The organism is Cytobacillus sp. IB215316, assembly GCF_033963865.1.
GTDB lineage: Bacteria > Bacillota > Bacilli > Bacillales > SM2101 > Nanhaiella > Nanhaiella sioensis.
Genome location: NZ_JAXBMC010000008.1, coordinates 97,306 through 114,946 on the forward strand (window position 1 = coordinate 97,306; position 17,641 = coordinate 114,946).

At 34.5% G+C, this 17,641-nt stretch carries 19 protein-coding genes; 7 read left to right on the top strand and 12 right to left on the bottom strand.

The window, feature by feature from the left end; genetic code table 11:
- Nucleotides 1-131 precede the first annotated feature (131 nt).
- Together SLH48_RS13920 and SLH48_RS13925 are read left to right on the top strand one after the other, a co-directional pair.
- The gene (locus tag SLH48_RS13920) at nucleotides 132-1,136 is read left to right on the top strand and encodes a permease (RefSeq protein WP_214481326.1); all 1,005 of its coding nucleotides are present in this window, start codon (nucleotides 132-134) and stop codon (nucleotides 1,134-1,136) included.
- 12 nt (nucleotides 1,137-1,148) lie between these two features.
- On the top strand, nucleotides 1,149-2,114 hold the full coding sequence (locus SLH48_RS13925; protein ID WP_320258673.1) for a TIGR03943 family putative permease subunit: 966 nt from the start codon (nucleotides 1,149-1,151) through the stop codon (nucleotides 2,112-2,114).
- Nucleotides 2,115-2,204: 90 nt separating this feature from the next.
- On the opposite strand, the gene SLH48_RS13930 is transcribed toward SLH48_RS13925, so the two are convergent.
- Complete coding sequence (locus tag SLH48_RS13930) at nucleotides 2,205-2,849, bottom strand: histidine phosphatase family protein (RefSeq protein WP_320258674.1); 645 nt, start codon at nucleotides 2,847-2,849, stop codon at nucleotides 2,205-2,207.
- A gap of 453 nt (nucleotides 2,850-3,302) precedes the next feature.
- Here SLH48_RS13930 and SLH48_RS13935 point away from each other — a divergent pair, with 453 nt between their 5' ends.
- Complete coding sequence (locus tag SLH48_RS13935) at nucleotides 3,303-4,391, top strand: type III polyketide synthase (protein WP_320258675.1); 1,089 nt, start codon at nucleotides 3,303-3,305, stop codon at nucleotides 4,389-4,391.
- Between the two features lie 19 nt (nucleotides 4,392-4,410).
- Nucleotides 4,411-4,965 (top strand): isoprenylcysteine carboxyl methyltransferase family protein, encoded by a 555-nt coding sequence (locus SLH48_RS13940; protein WP_320258676.1) that lies wholly within the window; start codon nucleotides 4,411-4,413, stop codon nucleotides 4,963-4,965.
- A 47-nt stretch (nucleotides 4,966-5,012) separates the two neighbouring features.
- Here SLH48_RS13940 and SLH48_RS13945 read toward each other — a convergent pair whose 3' ends face one another.
- The 9 genes from SLH48_RS13945 to SLH48_RS13985 form a co-directional block, all read right to left on the bottom strand.
- On the bottom strand, nucleotides 5,013-5,546 hold the full coding sequence (locus SLH48_RS13945; RefSeq protein WP_214481331.1) for a chromate transporter: 534 nt from the start codon (nucleotides 5,544-5,546) through the stop codon (nucleotides 5,013-5,015).
- Nucleotides 5,543-6,094, bottom strand: a complete 552-nt coding sequence (locus tag SLH48_RS13950; RefSeq protein ID WP_320258739.1) for a chromate transporter — start codon at nucleotides 6,092-6,094, stop codon at nucleotides 5,543-5,545. The genes SLH48_RS13945 and SLH48_RS13950 overlap by 4 nt, the downstream gene beginning before the upstream one ends.
- Before the next feature lie 70 nt (nucleotides 6,095-6,164).
- Nucleotides 6,165-7,775: a gamma-glutamyltransferase gene (gene ggt / locus SLH48_RS13955; RefSeq protein ID WP_320258677.1), complete on the bottom strand. Its 1,611-nt coding sequence runs from the start codon at nucleotides 7,773-7,775 to the stop codon at nucleotides 6,165-6,167.
- A 287-nt stretch (nucleotides 7,776-8,062) separates the two neighbouring features.
- Nucleotides 8,063-8,386 (bottom strand): hypothetical protein, encoded by a 324-nt coding sequence (locus tag SLH48_RS13960; protein ID WP_214481334.1) that lies wholly within the window; start codon nucleotides 8,384-8,386, stop codon nucleotides 8,063-8,065.
- A 399-nt stretch (nucleotides 8,387-8,785) separates the two neighbouring features.
- Nucleotides 8,786-8,950 carry a YvrJ family protein gene (locus tag SLH48_RS13965; RefSeq protein ID WP_320258678.1) on the bottom strand — a complete coding sequence of 55 codons (165 nt, stop codon included), beginning with the start codon at nucleotides 8,948-8,950 and terminating at the stop codon, nucleotides 8,786-8,788.
- Nucleotides 8,951-9,099: 149 nt separating this feature from the next.
- On the bottom strand, nucleotides 9,100-9,318 hold the full coding sequence (locus tag SLH48_RS13970) for a DUF2922 domain-containing protein (RefSeq protein WP_320258679.1): 219 nt from the start codon (nucleotides 9,316-9,318) through the stop codon (nucleotides 9,100-9,102).
- A gap of 80 nt (nucleotides 9,319-9,398) precedes the next feature.
- Nucleotides 9,399-9,617: a DUF1659 domain-containing protein gene (locus tag SLH48_RS13975; protein ID WP_320258680.1), complete on the bottom strand. Its 219-nt coding sequence runs from the start codon at nucleotides 9,615-9,617 to the stop codon at nucleotides 9,399-9,401.
- Nucleotides 9,618-9,727: 110 nt separating this feature from the next.
- Nucleotides 9,728-11,425: a methyl-accepting chemotaxis protein gene (locus SLH48_RS13980; protein WP_320258681.1), complete on the bottom strand. Its 1,698-nt coding sequence runs from the start codon at nucleotides 11,423-11,425 to the stop codon at nucleotides 9,728-9,730.
- A 490-nt stretch (nucleotides 11,426-11,915) separates the two neighbouring features.
- Nucleotides 11,916-13,265: an aspartate kinase gene (locus tag SLH48_RS13985; RefSeq protein WP_320258682.1), complete on the bottom strand. Its 1,350-nt coding sequence runs from the start codon at nucleotides 13,263-13,265 to the stop codon at nucleotides 11,916-11,918.
- A 573-nt stretch (nucleotides 13,266-13,838) separates the two neighbouring features.
- On the opposite strand from SLH48_RS13985, the gene SLH48_RS13990 reads away from it, so the two are divergent.
- Entirely contained in the window at nucleotides 13,839-14,255 is a 417-nt protein-coding gene (locus SLH48_RS13990; RefSeq protein WP_320258683.1) for a Fur-regulated basic protein FbpA, read from the top strand.
- On the top strand, nucleotides 14,252-14,410 hold the full coding sequence (locus SLH48_RS13995; RefSeq protein ID WP_214481340.1) for a hypothetical protein: 159 nt from the start codon (nucleotides 14,252-14,254) through the stop codon (nucleotides 14,408-14,410). The genes SLH48_RS13990 and SLH48_RS13995 overlap by 4 nt, the downstream gene beginning before the upstream one ends.
- 298 nt (nucleotides 14,411-14,708) lie before the next feature.
- On the opposite strand, the gene SLH48_RS14000 is transcribed toward SLH48_RS13995, so the two are convergent.
- On the bottom strand, nucleotides 14,709-15,593 hold the full coding sequence (locus tag SLH48_RS14000) for a hypothetical protein (RefSeq protein ID WP_320258684.1): 885 nt from the start codon (nucleotides 15,591-15,593) through the stop codon (nucleotides 14,709-14,711).
- A 378-nt stretch (nucleotides 15,594-15,971) separates the two neighbouring features.
- Here SLH48_RS14000 and SLH48_RS14005 point away from each other — a divergent pair, with 378 nt between their 5' ends.
- Nucleotides 15,972-16,289 carry a YbjQ family protein gene (locus SLH48_RS14005; RefSeq protein ID WP_214481342.1) on the top strand — a complete coding sequence of 106 codons (318 nt, stop codon included), beginning with the start codon at nucleotides 15,972-15,974 and terminating at the stop codon, nucleotides 16,287-16,289.
- A gap of 417 nt (nucleotides 16,290-16,706) precedes the next feature.
- On the opposite strand, the gene cysK is transcribed toward SLH48_RS14005, so the two are convergent.
- Nucleotides 16,707-17,636: a cysteine synthase A gene (gene cysK, locus SLH48_RS14010; protein ID WP_320258685.1), complete on the bottom strand. Its 930-nt coding sequence runs from the start codon at nucleotides 17,634-17,636 to the stop codon at nucleotides 16,707-16,709.
- Between the last annotated feature and the right edge of the window lie 5 nt (nucleotides 17,637-17,641).

The following is a 17,641-nucleotide window of genomic DNA, read 5'->3' on the forward strand; positions in this document are numbered from 1 at the left end:
CGACCTCAAGACGAGGAATATATTATTATACAGAACATTTTTAAAATTTAAAATTATAAGATTTATTATTTATCCCCTATTAATATCTAATTAATAGGGGAATTATAACAGGCTATTAAAAGGAGGTTAACATGAATAAGATTATACGAGGTAGTATTATAGATATTACAGGTTTAGCGATTATTGCTTTAACTCTTCTTCTTTTGTCGTTTAGTACAAGCTTTAGTGGTATCTTTACTTTTCCTCCTTCTTTACTGAATTTGAATACTATTTTTCTAAGTATATTAATAGAAGCTCTTCCTTTTGTTTTGATAGGAGTATTAATTGCTGGAATGATTCAAATTTTCGTAACCGAAGAACATATAGAAAGGTGGATTCCCAAAAATAAAGTAATGGCGGTCATTATGAGTTGCACTGTTGGAGCGCTTTTTCCTGCTTGTGAATGTGGCATCGTTCCAATTGTTCGTAGACTTATTTCTAAGGGTGTGCCGATTTATGCAGCCATTGGTTTTATGTTAACGGGTCCCCTAATCAACCCAATTGTCATTGCGTCTACATATATGGCATTTGGCAACAGTTTTAAAATTGCTGGACTACGAATGGGTTTAGGTTTCTTAATTGCTATTCTGATTGCATTGACAATAAGCGTCGTTCTTAAAGGTAACCCATTAAAAGCGCCAATTAGTATACAAGCTACACATTCACACGCACATTCAGCTAACAAATCTTTTACGAATAGATTTTGGTCTATGTTAATTCATGCTATTGATGAGTTTTTTGATATGGCAAAATTTCTAATTATTGGTGCTTTTTTAGCAGCGTTTGTACAAACCTATTTACCGGCAAAGGCGTTATTGGAGACAGGTAGCGGTCCCGTTTCTTCTTTACTCGTTATGATGGGATTAGCATTTGTTTTATCCTTATGTTCTGAAGCGGATGCCTTTATCGGTGCGTCCTTTAGTAGTATTTTCCCTACTTCTTCGATTTTAGGTTTCTTAATATTCGGACCAATGATCGACTTAAAAAATACGTTAATGTTGCTAAGTGTATTCCGGTATAAGTTTGTTATCGGCTTGCTTGCTTTGATTTCATCTACAGTATTCATCGTAATCATGATGCTGCAAACTTTTATCTAAGGAGGAAGAACCGTGAAAATTTCTTATCAGCAAGCTTTTAGAGCATTGATACTATTAACATTTTCAGCAATGATCTTAAAGATGCATTCTACTGGAGACATTACCAAATTTATCAACCCTAAATATGTCGGTTTAAGTCAGTCTGCTTCAGTCATTTTTTTATTTTTGTTTTTTATCCAAATAACAAGAATCTGGCGTGTTAAAGATATTAGCCACGAGCATTGCTCCCATGAAGACAATAACTGTGGACATGACCATGGCAATTCAGCTTTTAATGTTAAGAAGTTCATATCCTATATGATTATTATTTTTCCTTTATTAACTGGGTTTTTTCTGCCTCCGAAAGTTCTCGATTCTTCTATTGCTGCTAAAAAAGGAGGTATGGCGGTTTTATCCAGCCAGAAATCTTCCCAGAAAGATACAAATAATACACCAGCAAATGATACGAATGACGATAATACACAAAGTGATACATCGATTAATGATAATACACAAAGTGATGCTTCGATTGATGATAACCTTGTCAATCCTAATATTACGGAAAGCCAGAAAGAGATTTCAAAGGAAGAATTTACTCAGCTTATTCAAATGCTAGAGACGATGCCTATAATTGAAATGAATGACTTTGTTTTTAATGCCTACTATGAGGAAATTAGTAAAGATGTAAGTAAATTCAAAGGGAGAAATATTGAATTAAAGGGATTTGTTTACAAGGAGGATGGATTTGAAGAAAATCAGCTTGTTATTTCGAGGTTTCTAATTACTCATTGTGTAGCAGATGCCAGCATCATCGGATTCCTCTCAGAATTCAATGAAGCCTCTAGTATTGAACAGGATACATGGATCGAGGCCAAAGGAGTTTTGGATGTTACGAACTATAACGGAATGGAACTTCCTTACATCAAAATTACTGAATGGAAAACAATAAATGCCCTTAAGGAACCTTATCTTTATCCTATAAATGTAAAAATATTATAATAAAGAAGGAGCGCCCTGGTAACATTATAGCTCTCCCCTTTTGTTAGATGCCCTTTAGTCATGAATTGATTATATTATAACGATCTGCATTCACTTCTCATAGTGTGTCGTATCACCATGCAATAGTATCTCATTATTATGATCACCTATTTCCACAGTAGATAAACTTGCACCATGTATAAATGGACCTTTCCATAGTTCTTCAAGAGGTCTATTTTCAAAATAAGCCATCATCGTTTTAAGTACAATGGCATGGGTAACAAGCAATACATCTTTTCCTTGATTCACATTAATAACATATTTAAGCATATCGAGGCTGCGTTTTTGAACGTCAAAAAAGTTTTCACCAGATTTGCTTTCATAGAGCTGTGGTTTTGACCAAAACAGCGCACTTTCCTTCGGATATTTTTCTCTTACTTCATCGGTCGTTAACCCTTCCCATTCGCCCATTGCCATTTCATACAAACGGGCATCTGTATGCATAGGGATATCTCGTTTTCCAATGATTTGTTTACTAGTTTCTAACGTGCGACCACTTGGGCTAGAATATACAGCATCTATATTTACACTTTCTAGCCTACTCCCAAGGCTTCGAGCCTGTGTGACCCCATATGCTGTAAGGGGTGTATCTTTCCTACCCTGCATCCTTTTTATAACATTCCATTCAGTTTGACCGTGTCTCGTTATATACAAGCGTGTTACATTGTTCTTTGGTTGTTGTTTACTCATATTCATTAAAACACCTCTGCCATTTCTTTATTTACATTTTGTTAGTAGAGAGTTAATTACCATCAATGTAGATTCCATGATTCAATTAGATATTTAGAATTATCCCATTTGATATATGGGTTTTATTTTTAAAAGGCTGTTTCCACATTGAATGTTGTATTTTGATTTACACATACACAACTATCCTTTGTGGCATCCTTTCATCTGAAAAAAGGTGTTAAACATATTAAACCCTTCTTACTTTGCTAATTTGGTGACAATAGCAGTAAGAGCCTTCTGAAATGAGTATATTTAGCTATAAAATCAATATTCTTCGTTCTATTATTCTATCATTATTAAAAATAGCTTGCGACCCGACTAACATATAATGGTGATTCAAAACTTAGAGAAAAATTTTAAGAAGTATACTAATTTCCATTATGTTACACAATAAACATAACATGTAAATGAGGTGTTTTTATGCCAAAAGTTATTTCGATAAGTAAGTACATCCCTCCTTTTCAAATTAATCAATTAGCAACTAAAGAAATTGCACAAGAGCTCTTTAAAGACAAAATAACTAACCTTGATCGGTATCTTCGTGTATTTGAAAATACTGAAATTGAGAAACGTCATTTTACTAAAAATGTTGATTGGTACAAGCAGGAGCATACGTTTGAAGAAAAAAATAATATTTATATTGAAAGTTCAGTACAATACGGATCAGAAGCAATTAAGAAATGTTTACACAACGATGTATATTTGAACGAACAGATACACTTTGAAGAGATTGATGCCATCTTTTTCATATCAAGTACAGGAATTGCCACACCAACGATAGAAGCAAAAATTATGAATATCCTTCCTTTTGCTAATCATACGAAGCGTATTCCTATATGGGGATTAGGATGTGCTGGTGGTGTAGCTGGCTTATCCCGTGCATTTGACTATTGTAAAGCTTACCCTCACTCAAAGGTCATCGTCTTATCAATAGAATTATGTAGTTTAACATTTCAAAAAAACGATGCTTCAAAAAGTAACATAGTCGGAATGTCATTATTTGCTGATGGTGTTGCTGCCTTATGTGTTGTAGGGGATGAAGTAAATGCTGATCAATTATCAACGCTGAATACTCTCCCTCATATTTCATGCACTCAGTCAGTGTTTATGAAAAATTCCGAAGACATTATGGGGTGGGATGTAACTAATGACGGCCTTTCAGTAATCTTCTCAAGGCATATTCCTACATTAGTAAACTCTTGGCTGTCACCTGTCGTCCATTCTTTTTTAGAACAACATGACTTAAACATTGATGATATTAATCATTTTATTGCTCATCCAGGAGGAAAAAAAGTCATTGAAGCTTATAAGAGTTGTTTACATATGAGTGATGACTTATTACAACCATCGTTAACAGTTCTTCAACAATATGGCAATATGTCTTCCCCAACTGTTTTGTATGTACTTGATTTAGTTATGCGACAGCATGTAAAGCAAGGATCAATAGGCTTAGCCATTGCATTGGGACCAGGATTTTCAGCCGAATTAGCGCTGTTAACATGGAAATAACATTAATGGAGGTGTAAGTATGATTTTTACTATTTTTTTAACTGTTATCATTATTCAACGTCTGTCTGAAATTGCTATTGCAAAATCTAATGAGAAATGGATGCTTACTCAAGGTGGAATAGTCATTCAACAAGATCGTTATCCACTCATCGTGTTACTACATAGTTGCTTCTTCTTATCATTAGTTGTAGAAGTTAATTTTTTTGGAAAAACGTTATCTATAGCTTGGCCATTATTGCTAAGCTTGTTTTTTCTTACTCAAGTTATTCGAGTTTGGGCACTACATTCATTAGGAAAACATTGGAACACGAAGATTATCATTTTACCGAATGTAGAATATGTAACAAAAGGACCCTATAAATATGTTCAGCATCCAAATTATGCAGTAGTAATTATCGAGTTCATTCTTATTCCTATTATGTTTGAAGCTTATTTGACTGCCCTTGTTTTTACTGTATTAAATGCAGTGGTTCTAAAACATCGCATTAAGCTTGAGGAGAATATGCTAGCAAAATATATGATTAGCAATGAGTTAAATGATAAACCAAGGTTCATTCCATTGCTGAAGAATTAGCGAAGTTAATCCAAGCTCAAAATAAGATAACACCCAAGTTAAGGGTGTTATCCTCCAAGGAAAATGGCACCATAGCCAAGTGCTGCAACAATCACATAAGCTGGATGAACTTTCCATTTTTCCAATAGCAAATAGCTAAGAATTATTAAGATACCTGTTTGTAGCGTACCTGAGCCTTCATACGAATTAACAAAAAAGCGCATAGCCATTAACCCTAGTAACACAGCAATCGTAGGCCTTATAAAAGCAGTCATACGCTTCACTTTTGGCGAGTCTTTAAATTTATATAAAATACTTAATAACGTAACCATTAAGATAAGTGAAGGTGCGACAGTTGCAAAAATCGCGGTGACTGCACCAAGGACACCACCTTGTTGGTACCCTATGTATCCGGCCATTTTTGTTGCAATTGGGCCTGGCAATGCATTTCCAATTGCTATAACTTCACTAAATTCATTAACAGTCAACCAATGATAACGGTGTACAACCTCATTTTCAACTAACGGAATTGAAGCAGGTCCACCACCGTACCCAAGTATTCCTGGTATAAAGAAAGCAAGGAATATTTGCCAATATATCATTTGGAAGTCCCTCCTATTTTATCTTTTTTCATGAGAGCTACCAATAATAAAATGGCAATAATGACTCCAGGGTGTACATTCAATACTTCTAATAACAATAAACTAACAAGCGCTAAAAAAATTGTCTTTGACCAGCCCAGTCCTTTTTGAGCGTTATTTAAAAACTGCCATGTTAATACAGCTAGCATTACCCCAACCACTGGAATTACCGCTTTTGTCATCCCAATAACCCACGGTTGGTCTTTGACAGATGTTAATGATGTTAACAACAGAACCATCAGCAAAATTGTTGGAACAATTGTCGCGAGTACTGCATTGATCATCCCTAATATACCAGCAACACGATAACCAATATATCCAGCCATCTTTGTTGCAATGGGGCCAGGTAACGCGTTACCTAATGCTAGCACATCTGCAAACTCATCATCATTCATCCATTTATATTTTTCCACAACTTCCTTATGTACTAATGGAATACTGGACGGGCCACCACCATAACCTAGCATACCCACTCTAAAAAATGCTAAAAAAAGGTGTATTTGCTTCATCTTCATCATTTCCTTCTAGTCAAGCTTTAAGTACAAGTTACTTTAAACCATAATCTATTTCATTGGATTTCTAATATGCCGCAATAGTACCATCTGTACGTGACTCTGTACCACCAGAGAGCACACCTGTTTGCTTGTCACGACAAATAATTTGACCACGACCAAACTCTCCACGATCTGTTGCAATTTCAATCTCATGACCTTTTCGAGCTAGTTGTTGAGCTATATGATTCGGGAAGTTATGCTCTACTCTAACTTTTTTACCATCAATCCACTGCCACCTAGGGGCATCAAGTGCTGCTTGTGGATTTAAATGAAAGTCAATCATATTCATTACGACTTGTAAATGACCTTGGGGCTGCATATACCCTCCCATTACACCAAATGGTCCAACCGCCTCATTATCTTTCGTTAAAAACCCTGGAATAATTGTGTGGTAAGTTCTTTTACCAGGTTGTAGTGCATTTTCGTGCGATTCGTCGAGCGAGAACTCTTGTCCACGATTTTGCAGAGCAATACCAGTGCCTGGAACAACTAAACCTGATCCAAATCCCATGTAATTACTTTGGATGAATGAAACCATATTTCCTTCTTCATCAGCTGTAGCTAAATAAACTGTACCTCCCTTTGGTGGTTTACCAGCTTCTGGTAATATAGCTTGATCAGTTATTTCGTTTCGTCTAACTTGTCCATATTCATCAGACAGTAGTTCGTTAACTGAAGTAGACATATGGTCTGGATCAGTTATATATGCTTTACCATCAGTAAATGCCAGTTTCATTGCTTCAATTTGCTTATGATATGTATTAACATCGTCTTTACTTGAGAAATTAAATCCTTTAAGTGTGTTAAGTGCCATTAAAGCAATAAGGCCTTGTCCGTTAGGAGGGATCTCCCATACATCATAACCACGATAATTAACTGAAATAGGTTTTACCCATTCAGGTTTATATGATGCAAGATCTTCCAATGCTAAAAAGCCATCATATTGTTTTGAGAAAGCTGCGATTTTTTCTGCAAGCTCCCCTCGATAAAAGCTCTCTCCATTTGTTTCAGCAATTAAACGTAAAGTTTCCGCATGTCCTTGAGAACGCCAAAGCTCCCCAATTTCAGGTGCCCTTCCTTCAGGAGCAAACGTTTCAAACCAATGAGTAAATTCTTTATCAGTAAATATTTTTTTGAATATTTTATAAGCTGAATTCCAATACTTACCTAATATAGGTGATATCGGATAACCCTTTTCAGCATATTCGATTGCCGGCGCTAAGACATCAGTCAATGGTAGTTTACCGAATTTTTTTGATAGCTCTGCCCATGCACTCGGTGCACCAGGTACGGTAACCGGTAACCAACCGAATTTAGGCATTTTCTCATAACCCTTCGATTTAACCGCATCAATTGAAATATTTTTAGGAGCTGGACCACTTGCATTTAGACCATGCAGTTCTCCTTTCGTCCAAACTAATGCAAAAGCATCGCCACCAATACCATTAGAAGTTGGTTCTACAACAGTTAAACATGCTGCTGTTGCTATAGCTGCATCAATGGCATTTCCACCTTTTTTCAAAATATCTAAGCCAGCTTGAGCTGCTAAAGGTTGTGATGTGGCTACCATACCTTTGCTAGCAAAGGTTGTCATTCGTTGTGAAGAATAAGGATAATTTAAGAAATCTATACTCATCTGTTTTTACACCCCATTAACTTTCAATTGTTAACATAAAAAATATTCTAATTGTAGATTATAAATTAATCACTCAGAAAAATCTATTATTTAATAAGAATTCCCTACATGTTGTACTAAATATGATCGTTAGACATTTAAAAATTTCACACTTAAGTAAATATATAGAATATTATCCACTAATTTCATGAATTAAACTATCACAACGATGATACCCTTTAAATACGTAATTTACTATATCAATAAAGCATATAAGTTATCAACAGGAACAAAAAAAGACAGTCTCGCTATGCAATCGAAGACTGACTTTTTCTATTAAACATAAATGTTATTATCGCCATAGCTAATAGTATGGACAATTTGAAATAATAATTTGGAACAAGAAGTCCAATTACAAACAGAGTTAAAATAGTTGATAGCTCTACCAATTTGTTTTTTATCGATTTGTTTTCGATTATAAAATTAGCTAACATGTCACAGCACACCCAAACAACAATACCTACATAAATTGTTGTTTGATGTTCTAACACATCTTCAAGACTAAAAATAAATGCTGTAAAAAATGTTACTAGCCCAACCATCTTAATAAGTAAAAATCCAACCTTTTTCATGATGGCCTCCATTATTTTAGAGTTTGTCCTAGTTTCATTAAGGCTGTTTTCGCAATCATTGTTGATATCTGCATTAAACAATAAACAGGTATAAAACGAAATTTTCGTGGCTTCTTTCCCTCGATAAAAACGATGACAATCGACAAAGGCCTCGTTTTGCTGTTGTAGGTTCATACAATGAAGTGTGCGAAAAAGAGCCTTCATAAAAAACATTAACTATGTTAACATATTTTTCATCCATAATCAATGTCAAAATGATGAAGCTATGATGCAGTCGTTGAAGGATAGTAAACTTGTTAAAACAAACTGTATATCTAAAAATTAGTGAAGTGACTGCTACACCTGATAGAATAGTCCCATCAAGAAAGATGGGACCTTGAGTTGGAAATAAATTTTGAATTAGCTACTTCTCTTACTCGGTAAAAACTCATCTCCACTTTTATTTTGTAAGCTTTTTATCGTTCGTATCACAACATCAAGCTTAACTTCAATACGATGTAACAAATAAAATGATATGACAATGGGAAAGCCAACTTCACTAACGTAAGAGAGCCATTGATCCATTCCAATTCCCCCCTTCATGTACAAAAGTTAGCATAATAAATGATCAATAGACCGCCATACAACATGAACACTCTATGTGATTGATAACTTTACTTAAACGTATTAATGATGAGGGCGACCTTAATAATACACTCAACTTAAGTCAGGTTTTACAATATTTCAATGTCTGTTACATTTCGTTCAACAACACGTGCACCTTTTTCACTTGTAAATTCTCCACCAGATGAAGTGAATACGTTTGATGAAAGGATTGTATCCATGACTGAAGATACATGCGTTGAATCAACTGGTTCTGTTGGATATTCAATAGAGATTGTACTTACTTTCCCTTCTTCATTCCCAAACTTCAGCTCTAAAGTTTTTGCCAAAACTTACACCTCCTCATTACAATATGCATGGTTAATAATGCTCAATTATCACCGTCTACTTTACTAAATTAAAGTTAATATTATTGAACAAGTTGTTGAGAGTCGTTTCTTTCAACACGATGCACTTCATTTTCCTGTAGACTAATAATCGCTTCAGCAGCAGTATAGAGTTCATCTGTTGTTGCTTGTGTTTTAACATTGTTGTAGTTTTTATTACGAAATATTTGCTTTCCTTCCTCATCAATGCCTAAATCGTAAATAATCCGTAATTGAGAGTCAGTTATAATCGCTTGAGCCAAGATTCTCACCTCCTTTCGCTATATTAATAGCGAAAACAAGGTAAAAAGTAGCGTTCAGACACAAAAAACTACTCAATTTGATGAGTAGCTTTCCTGAAAAAATATACAGCTTATACTTTAAATTGGTTAATGGACTCCTGAAGTTCCATCGCTAAATGGCTTAAAGCCTCTGCAGACGATGCCACCTCCTCCATCGTAGCATTTTGCTCTTCAGCAGCCGCTGCAACATGTTGTGTACTTGCAGCTGCTTGTTCTGCGATCGATGAAGTATGTTCAACTACAGATATAATACTTTGAGCATTGGTGTTCACTTGTTCAACGACAGTAGATACTTCTAATGATTGAGTTGCAATGCCCTTAATACTAGATTCAATCTCACTAAACGCTTGTCCAGTTTGGTTGACGAGGTGTATCCCATCTCGAACAGCAGTTGTTCCAGCATTCATTGCTGTAATTGCTTTCGTAGATTCAACTTGCACTTCATTTATAATGTGATGTATCTTGTTTGCAGCACGGCTAGACTCCTCCGCGAGTTTACGAACTTCATCAGCAACTACTGCAAAACCACGCCCGTGCTCTCCAGCTCGAGCAGCCTCTATAGCCGCATTTAATGACAATAGATTAGTTTGATCAGCAATATCAGTTATTAATGAGACAATTTGTCCAATTTGGTTAGATTTTTCCCCAAATGCATCAATGACAATTGAAGTTGCTTCTACTTTATCGTGAACGAGATTCATCTGTTCAACTGTTTGAGTAACGACTGCTGATCCTGATGTAGCTTTTTTCTTCGCTATTTCAGAAGCTTGTGCAACTGATTGAATTGAAGCAGTCACCTCTGTCATTCCTTTAGAAATCTCATTTATCGCAGTTGAAGATTCTTTTGCACCAGTCATTTGCTGCTCTGCACCGCTCGTAATTTCTTGAATATCGTTAGAAATTTGTTCACTAGCTCTACTAGTTTGTTCAGCACTTGCAGTAAGTTGTTGAGAGGATGCAGCAACCTGCTCAACGTTCTTTATCACACTGCGGACTAGATTTGCAACGTTCTTACCCATTACATTAAATGCAGTGCCTAACTTACCAATTTCATCTTTATTTTTCACTTGTAAAGGATCAATTGAGAAATCTCCTTTTGCAAGACTGTCTAGTCCATACAATACGTGTAATAATGGTTTTTTTATACTTCTTCTTAAGACAAGTAACAATACAACTGTAATTACGATAATTGCTATCGATACAGCAATTGCCAATAATCTCATTTGTTCAAAAACAACTGTACTTTCCTCACTTGCTTTTATCGCTTCATTTTTGTTAATGGCTAATAATTTATCAACATAGACGTTTGTATTATCAAAAATTTTACTAGCAGTGTTTACCATTTCATTTATTTCATCGATATCCTGGTTGTCTCCCATCTCGTCAATTCTATCAATGAAGTCATAATGAAAGTTGATATACTTTTCCCACAATGACACAAATTCACTAAACAATCTATTTTCTTCAATTAATAGGCCTTTATTTTCATATAACTCAATTTCTTCCTCTATTTTCTCAATCGTATAATCCATTTTATTTTTTATGTTATTTTCTTGTTTATTTATATATGTAAGTTCTAATCTGAATAAATGCTCCTTCATATAATTCAATTTATTAATTGATTCCACACTAGGCAACCACTTTGTCGTGATTTTTTCTGTTTTTTCGTTCATTTGTTGTTGTTGATAAATACCTAGACCGCTAACAAAGAACATTCCTACTATTATAACTGCAAATGATAATGTGAGCTTTTTCCCAACTGAATTCATGATAGCACCCCACGCAACTGTAATGTAATATCTACCTTTAATAATAAAGAATTCCAGTTAGGTTTGTCTATAAAATTTAGGTATCTTACTATTTTCTACTATTTTTCCTATTAATTGTTGTTTATCTTACTAGGAGCTAAAAATGAAAAAATTATCGTTTCTAGCGTTCCTACCCTAGCATCTTTTTATGAAAGGCTCTTTTCGTAAACATTTTTGCTATTGATATCAATTTAATACTATAAAAAGTGGTTTTTATATTGTTAATCATCATTGTACAGAAGAAAAGATGCCACGAACTCTAGTTGTGTTCGTGTTTAACTCTTATTACGAAAAAGCAACAATTAATGCGAAAACAGCCTTATGAAAAGACGCTAAAAATCTTATATAACATAAGCAACTTCTCAATTAAGTTAAGTAGAGTTGACAATAAAATAAGGCTTACTCATTCTTTTAAAGAACAAGTAAGCCCACTACTTCAGCTAATTATTTTTTATTTGTAAAAGTTCTCATACAATGACCGTACTGCTCTGTCGACAGCTGATGCTTTAACTCCAAACATCATACTCACTTCAGAAGACCCTTGGTTGATCATTTCAATATTCACTTCAGCTTTTGCAAATGCTTCAGTAGCTTTTGACGCTATTCCTATACTATGATTCATTCCTTCACCAACGACCATAATCATGGCTAAATTTCTCTCAATAGATATATCGTCTACGTGCAATTCTGTTTGAATTCTGTCTAGCAACTTATCTTCTTTTAATCCATCTAGCTGATGCTCGCGCAAAATGATTGACATATTATCAATTCCCGAAGGAGTATGTTCATACGACACACCTTCATCTTCTAGGATTTGCAACAGCCTTCTACCAAAACCTATCTCTCTATTCATTAAGAATTTACTCACATAAATACTACAAAACCCTGTATCACTTGCAATCCCAACAACTGGATTTTCACCAATTTCTCTTTCAGATAAAATGAGTGTGCCTTCTGCTTCAGGGTTATTCGTATTCTTTACACAAACTGGTATTTTAGCCTTAAATACTGGCTGTAATGCCTCATCATGAAAAACCGAAAACCCTGCATAAGATAGTTCACGCATTTCACGGTATGATAATTCTTTTATGTCTTTCGGCTGATTAACAATATTTGGATTAACACAATATATAGAATCAACATCAGTAAAGTTTTCATAAAGGTCTGCATGGACGCCAGCTGCAACAATAGCCCCAGTTATATCTGATCCACCTCTTGAGAAAGTAACTAATTGCCCTTTAGGAGAGTAACCAAAAAAACCTGGAATGATTAAAAATCCACTTCTGTTCCTAAGTTTGTACAGATGATCGTAGGATTCACGTAAAATATTTGCGTTACCAGGCTCCTCACTTACAAAAATTCCTGCTTCTTTCGGATTAACATAATGTGCCTCAAAACCTATGTGATTCAAATAAAATGCCATCAGTTTTGCGTTATTGTCTTCGCCACTTGCTTTTATTCTATCTAAAAATTGCTCATCATCATCTTGATAAGATTCAATTACGTCCTTAATACTTTTTTCAATTTCTGAAACGATATTACTTGATAACTCTAGACCTGCAGCTATCTCAGCATATCTTTGTAAAATTGCAGCTTGAGCCTTTGCATACGTGTCTCTTTCGATAACTTTTTCTGCTAGTGTAATTAGCATATCAGTCATTTTAGTATCTTCTTTATGCCTCTTGCCAGGAGCAGAAACTACGACAAATTTTCTCTGTAAGTCTGCTGTTATTATTGAAGCTACCTTTCTAAATTGCTCAGCACTCGCAACTGAACTACCACCAAATTTTGCCACTTTCATCTTCATTAACACCTTTCCGTCAAGTTAATCATTGCATTAACGCATTAATTTGTTTAAATTTTTATAATATTTTATACTACCACATTTTCAACCTTTTTTGTCAGTATAAAAAATTCCAAATTGTTTAACTACACTTTTTTTTCATTTATTATGCCTTTATTAATGGTTTTTTTCGCATTAATTGCCCGATTTTCATTATTAGATATAATCACGTTTTCTATTATAAAATTATTGAGGTCTTATAGTAAAAATAGGAATATAGTTTACGAAAAAAACTTATCTAAATATGTATAGTGTTTCATTTTCTAACTACTCTATTACACTAATAAACAGAAATCAATTTCAATCATGTAGCGTCTAGTTTTTCTAGGGAAGAAATGAATTTACAGAAAAAAATAAGCTATAACACATTTATCACATATTGTTTTGTTAACATCTAATCAAGGTGGTAAACACCACACATTTTTTTAGCTTTAAGAACAATGATGAGCATTTAGCAGCACAAATCAATGATTCATTCTTAAAAAATATGTATATTAACATATCATACTTAACAATTTGGAGGAAATTTTAATGAAAAAACTTAGAGCCTTAACATTAGCGGGTGCAATTACATTGAGCGGACTAACTACAAACAATGTACTTGCAAACAGTGAAGAACATACTGACACATCGAAAGTTATTTACTCTGAAACAACAAATAATGAGACACAACATGAAGATGGAAAAAAACAGTCAAATGCAAATTTGTCAACGGTAGATATTGACGCTAATCATATACCTCTTGAAACAATGAAAGAAATAATGAATACAGTGGACGAAGAAAACGAAAGTTCAATGCATGAAGCAATACAAGATTTAGGGATCTCTATTCTTATAGATAACGGGGTTTTCAAATCACCTGACGATCGCCATCTCTATGAACTTAGTCAAAGCGAATTATTCACATTATTAGAATCCGTATATTTGCAGAAAGAGGTATCAATATGAGTAAAAATAAAAAAATGTATATATACGAAGTAATGTCGAAAAAGAAATCGGGGGATAAAAAGCTAGAATCCGATCAAATACGTTATCAACGAAAAATTATTCTTGAAGAAGCAAAGGATTATGGTGAAAATGGAAAAAACTACGATTTTCGATGACTAGCAATAAGTAGTTGTCTCAAAAACGAATAACGCTCCTTCGATTAAACTAAAATCCAATCAGGTGGAGATGTACTTCACCTGATTGAACAACTCCATTTGTGTGGAATTTGATAGACGGAAATCCCATAATTCTTCATATTCTAATTTAACAATATTAGCAGCATAGTGTATGAAAAAGTGGCTTAAATTTAGTATGATTAGATCGATTTTCACATTGTTGTACAATCATGTTTCCAAGTATAGATGATCATTGTACTTACGTCATTTGATAAAAGCATTACTGGTTTACTCACTTTTAATGATGTCTAAGCTCAATTCGTTCATCGATGTTTTTCAAAATTAGAAACAAACAATATATGACTACAACATTAAACAATGGAAATAGTATAATCTCACTTACACTAACGTGGACACCTGATAATAATTGACTAATAATCATTCCTGTAATTGCAGTTAGCATTGTAATTCCTTTAACGATTACGATAGATGCAAGTAAATAACCGAAAGAATTTTTTCGTAGTACTAAATAACCTGATAAAATAGAAATTGGTACAAGAAATCCAAGATCTAGTGCTTGTATCACTAACGTGTTATAGTGTTCCAAGCCAATTGGTATTGAATTGTCAATAAGAGCGGGAACAATCCTACCTAGCCACATCAACCCAACTGTTACCCCTATGAATAATAAAAATCCACCTACAAACTTTGTGGGAAACCGGTTATCGAAAACCGAAGAGCTTAGCTTTTTCAAATCAAATGACGTCATGGCGAGTGTAAATGCAAAAAACGCCGCTGACATCAAAAGTACATATATAAGAAAAAATGGATTATACATCGATAGAAAAGAATACGAAGTATACGTATATAAAAAATACCCTAAAGTACCTGTGAGTAAAATATCACCTTTTATTAGTCCCTTCCTAGACATATAGAGAGATATAATAAGTAAAGGAATACCTACTACTATCGTCACGAGATCTTGTGCAATTGCCTGTGACGCTATGGCTATAGAATCATATTGATATAACCCATTTCCTTGTACGGTTACTGTTTCCCCACGTACAGACATAAATTCAAACTGACCTGGTCCTCGATTTGAGAAAACACCATAAACAGATGAAATCAACGACAAGACTATAATAAGTATAACGAGCATCTTAATTACCTTTGCGTGCTTCATATTAGCTCCACTCCCCCATTATGAATGATATGCATATTTCCACCAGAGTTCGCAGTTTAATATATTTCAATGTTTAGCACATAATCTCTCTACTATATTTTACCTTATGATGACCTATACATTCAGTCTATCTAATGACAACTTTATGAATGCTCTTGTTGTAACCTTTTAACAAGAACCTCTAAGCGAAGTTTAACAGCTTGCCATTATTTTTTATAAGTAAGAATGCTGTGAACTCTAATTGTATAACTATGTATTTCTTAGGACAAAACAACTTTAGAAAGAAGTTGAAGTAAAAATGAATCTCTTTTTGCAGTTAATCGTATTAATTATTGAAGGAACTCAAAAACACGAATCCATTACAAGGAGGAATTAGAAATGATTGTAACAACAACTAATTCATTAGAAGGTAAGAAAATTGAATCGTATTTAGGCATCGTAACAGCTGAGGCTATTATGGGTGCTAACGTCGTCCGAGATTTTTTAGCAAGTGTAACAGACATAATTGGTGGAAGAAGTGGCACATACGAGAGTAAGTTAGCTGAAGGACGTCGTGCAGCAATTGCTGAAATGGAAGGAAAAGCAAAGCAATTAGGTGCTGATGCAGTAATTGCAGTAGACTTAGACTTTGAAACACTAAGAGATGGAATGATGATGGTTGTCGCTACAGGCACTGCAGTGAAATTGGCTAAATAGTACTTTTTATAGAGCTATTTTAAAGTTGCTACTAGAGCTTTTATGAACTATCAATAATATATAAAACAAAAACATGAAGTTATTTCTTAATATGACAATAATAAAAATCATTTATCTAGAAGCATCCAGTAAATATAATGCAAAAGAGGCTGGAACATAAGTGGAAAACTATCTGGTTTTTATACATTAAGTAAAAATAAAACCGCACGAAATCAAGGTTTATAAATTTGATTTCGTGCGGTTTCTTCATTTTAATTGGGTTTTGTCCCAGCCTCTTTGTTTTGTTAATATACTCACTAAACTTAACATGGATATCTAAAAATTAGTCACTTCTTTGCGTAAATAATAGTATAAACAGACTGATGATTTTATTAAGTTATCATTCATATAGCTATGTCTTTCGTGCTATGCAAACAGTCACTCTTTGAATACATCACTGGATAAATAGCGTTCACCAGAGTCCGCGGTCATACATATTACAATATCCTGTGGAGATAATTCTTTTGCAACCTGTATAGCTGCGTAAACAGCCGCACCTGAAGACGGCCCAACAAGAATCCCCTCTTTTGATGCAAGATCTCGAACAATACTATATGCTTGATCATCCTCAATTTTGATAATTTCATCGTATATGCTTGTATTTAACGTATCAGGAATAAACCCTGGACTCGTTCCAACAAGTTTATGCTTACCTGGCTGCCCCCCAGATAAAACCGGCGAGCCCGATGGCTCAACAACATATATCTTTATGTTTTCATATTCTTCTTTTAACGTTTCACCAGTTCCTGTAATCGTACCTCCAGTTCCAGATGTAGCAACGAAAGCTGACGGTGTTTTACCAAGTTGCTTCATAGCTTCAATTATTTCAACCGCTGTAGTTGTACGGTGGGCATTTGGGTTTGCTTCGTTTTCAAATTGCATTGGCATAAAACTATTAGGAATCTGTTTCGCTAATTCTTTTGCTTTCTCTATCGCTCCAGGCATACGCTGTTCACCAGGGGTTAAGACAACCTTTGCTCCATATGCTTTAACAAGGTTAATTCTCTCTTCTGTCATTGTGTCAGGCATAACGATAATAGCTTTATATCCTCTCGCTGCAGCATTCATAGCAAGGCCGATACCAGTATTACCAGAGGTAGGCTCAATAATTGTTGAACCAGATTTTAGCAATCCGTGCTTTTCTGCCTCAATAATCATATTATAGGCAGCACGATCTTTTACACTCCTACTTGGGTTGTAGTATTCAAGCTTAACATAAACCGTTGCTTCATTTTGACCTGTGAGACGATTTAATTTAATAAGTGGTGTATTACCAATTAAATCTGCAATATTTTGCACGACACGCATATGTA

What these genes read in the sequence shown, in the direction of transcription:
- SLH48_RS13940 (WP_320258676.1), top strand. Translation starts at nt 4,411, where the DNA reads ATGATTTTTACTATTTTTTTAACTGTTATCATTATTCAACGTCTGTCT.
- ggt (WP_320258677.1), bottom strand. Translation starts at nt 7,775, where the DNA reads ATGAGTATAGATTTCTTAAATTATCCTTATTCTTCACAACGAATGACA.
- SLH48_RS13980 (WP_320258681.1), bottom strand. Translation starts at nt 11,425, where the DNA reads ATGAATTCAGTTGGGAAAAAGCTCACATTATCATTTGCAGTTATAATA.
- SLH48_RS13965 (WP_320258678.1), bottom strand. Translation starts at nt 8,950, where the DNA reads ATGGATCAATGGCTCTCTTACGTTAGTGAAGTTGGCTTTCCCATTGTC.
- SLH48_RS13990 (WP_320258683.1), top strand. Translation starts at nt 13,839, where the DNA reads ATGAAAAAACTTAGAGCCTTAACATTAGCGGGTGCAATTACATTGAGC.
- SLH48_RS13985 (WP_320258682.1), bottom strand. Translation starts at nt 13,265, where the DNA reads ATGAAAGTGGCAAAATTTGGTGGTAGTTCAGTTGCGAGTGCTGAGCAA.
- SLH48_RS13960 (WP_214481334.1), bottom strand. Translation starts at nt 8,386, where the DNA reads ATGAAAAAGGTTGGATTTTTACTTATTAAGATGGTTGGGCTAGTAACA.
- SLH48_RS13945 (WP_214481331.1), bottom strand. Translation starts at nt 5,546, where the DNA reads ATGATATATTGGCAAATATTCCTTGCTTTCTTTATACCAGGAATACTT.
- SLH48_RS13920 (WP_214481326.1), top strand. Translation starts at nt 132, where the DNA reads ATGAATAAGATTATACGAGGTAGTATTATAGATATTACAGGTTTAGCG.
- SLH48_RS13930 (WP_320258674.1), bottom strand. Translation starts at nt 2,849, where the DNA reads ATGAATATGAGTAAACAACAACCAAAGAACAATGTAACACGCTTGTAT.
- SLH48_RS13995 (WP_214481340.1), top strand. Translation starts at nt 14,252, where the DNA reads ATGAGTAAAAATAAAAAAATGTATATATACGAAGTAATGTCGAAAAAG.
- SLH48_RS13950 (WP_320258739.1), bottom strand. Translation starts at nt 6,094, where the DNA reads ATGAAGCAAATACACCTTTTTTTAGCATTTTTTAGAGTGGGTATGCTA.
- SLH48_RS13935 (WP_320258675.1), top strand. Translation starts at nt 3,303, where the DNA reads ATGCCAAAAGTTATTTCGATAAGTAAGTACATCCCTCCTTTTCAAATT.
- SLH48_RS14000 (WP_320258684.1), bottom strand. Translation starts at nt 15,593, where the DNA reads ATGAAGCACGCAAAGGTAATTAAGATGCTCGTTATACTTATTATAGTC.
- SLH48_RS14005 (WP_214481342.1), top strand. Translation starts at nt 15,972, where the DNA reads ATGATTGTAACAACAACTAATTCATTAGAAGGTAAGAAAATTGAATCG.
- cysK (WP_320258685.1), bottom strand. Translation starts at nt 17,636, where the DNA reads ATGCGTGTCGTGCAAAATATTGCAGATTTAATTGGTAATACACCACTT.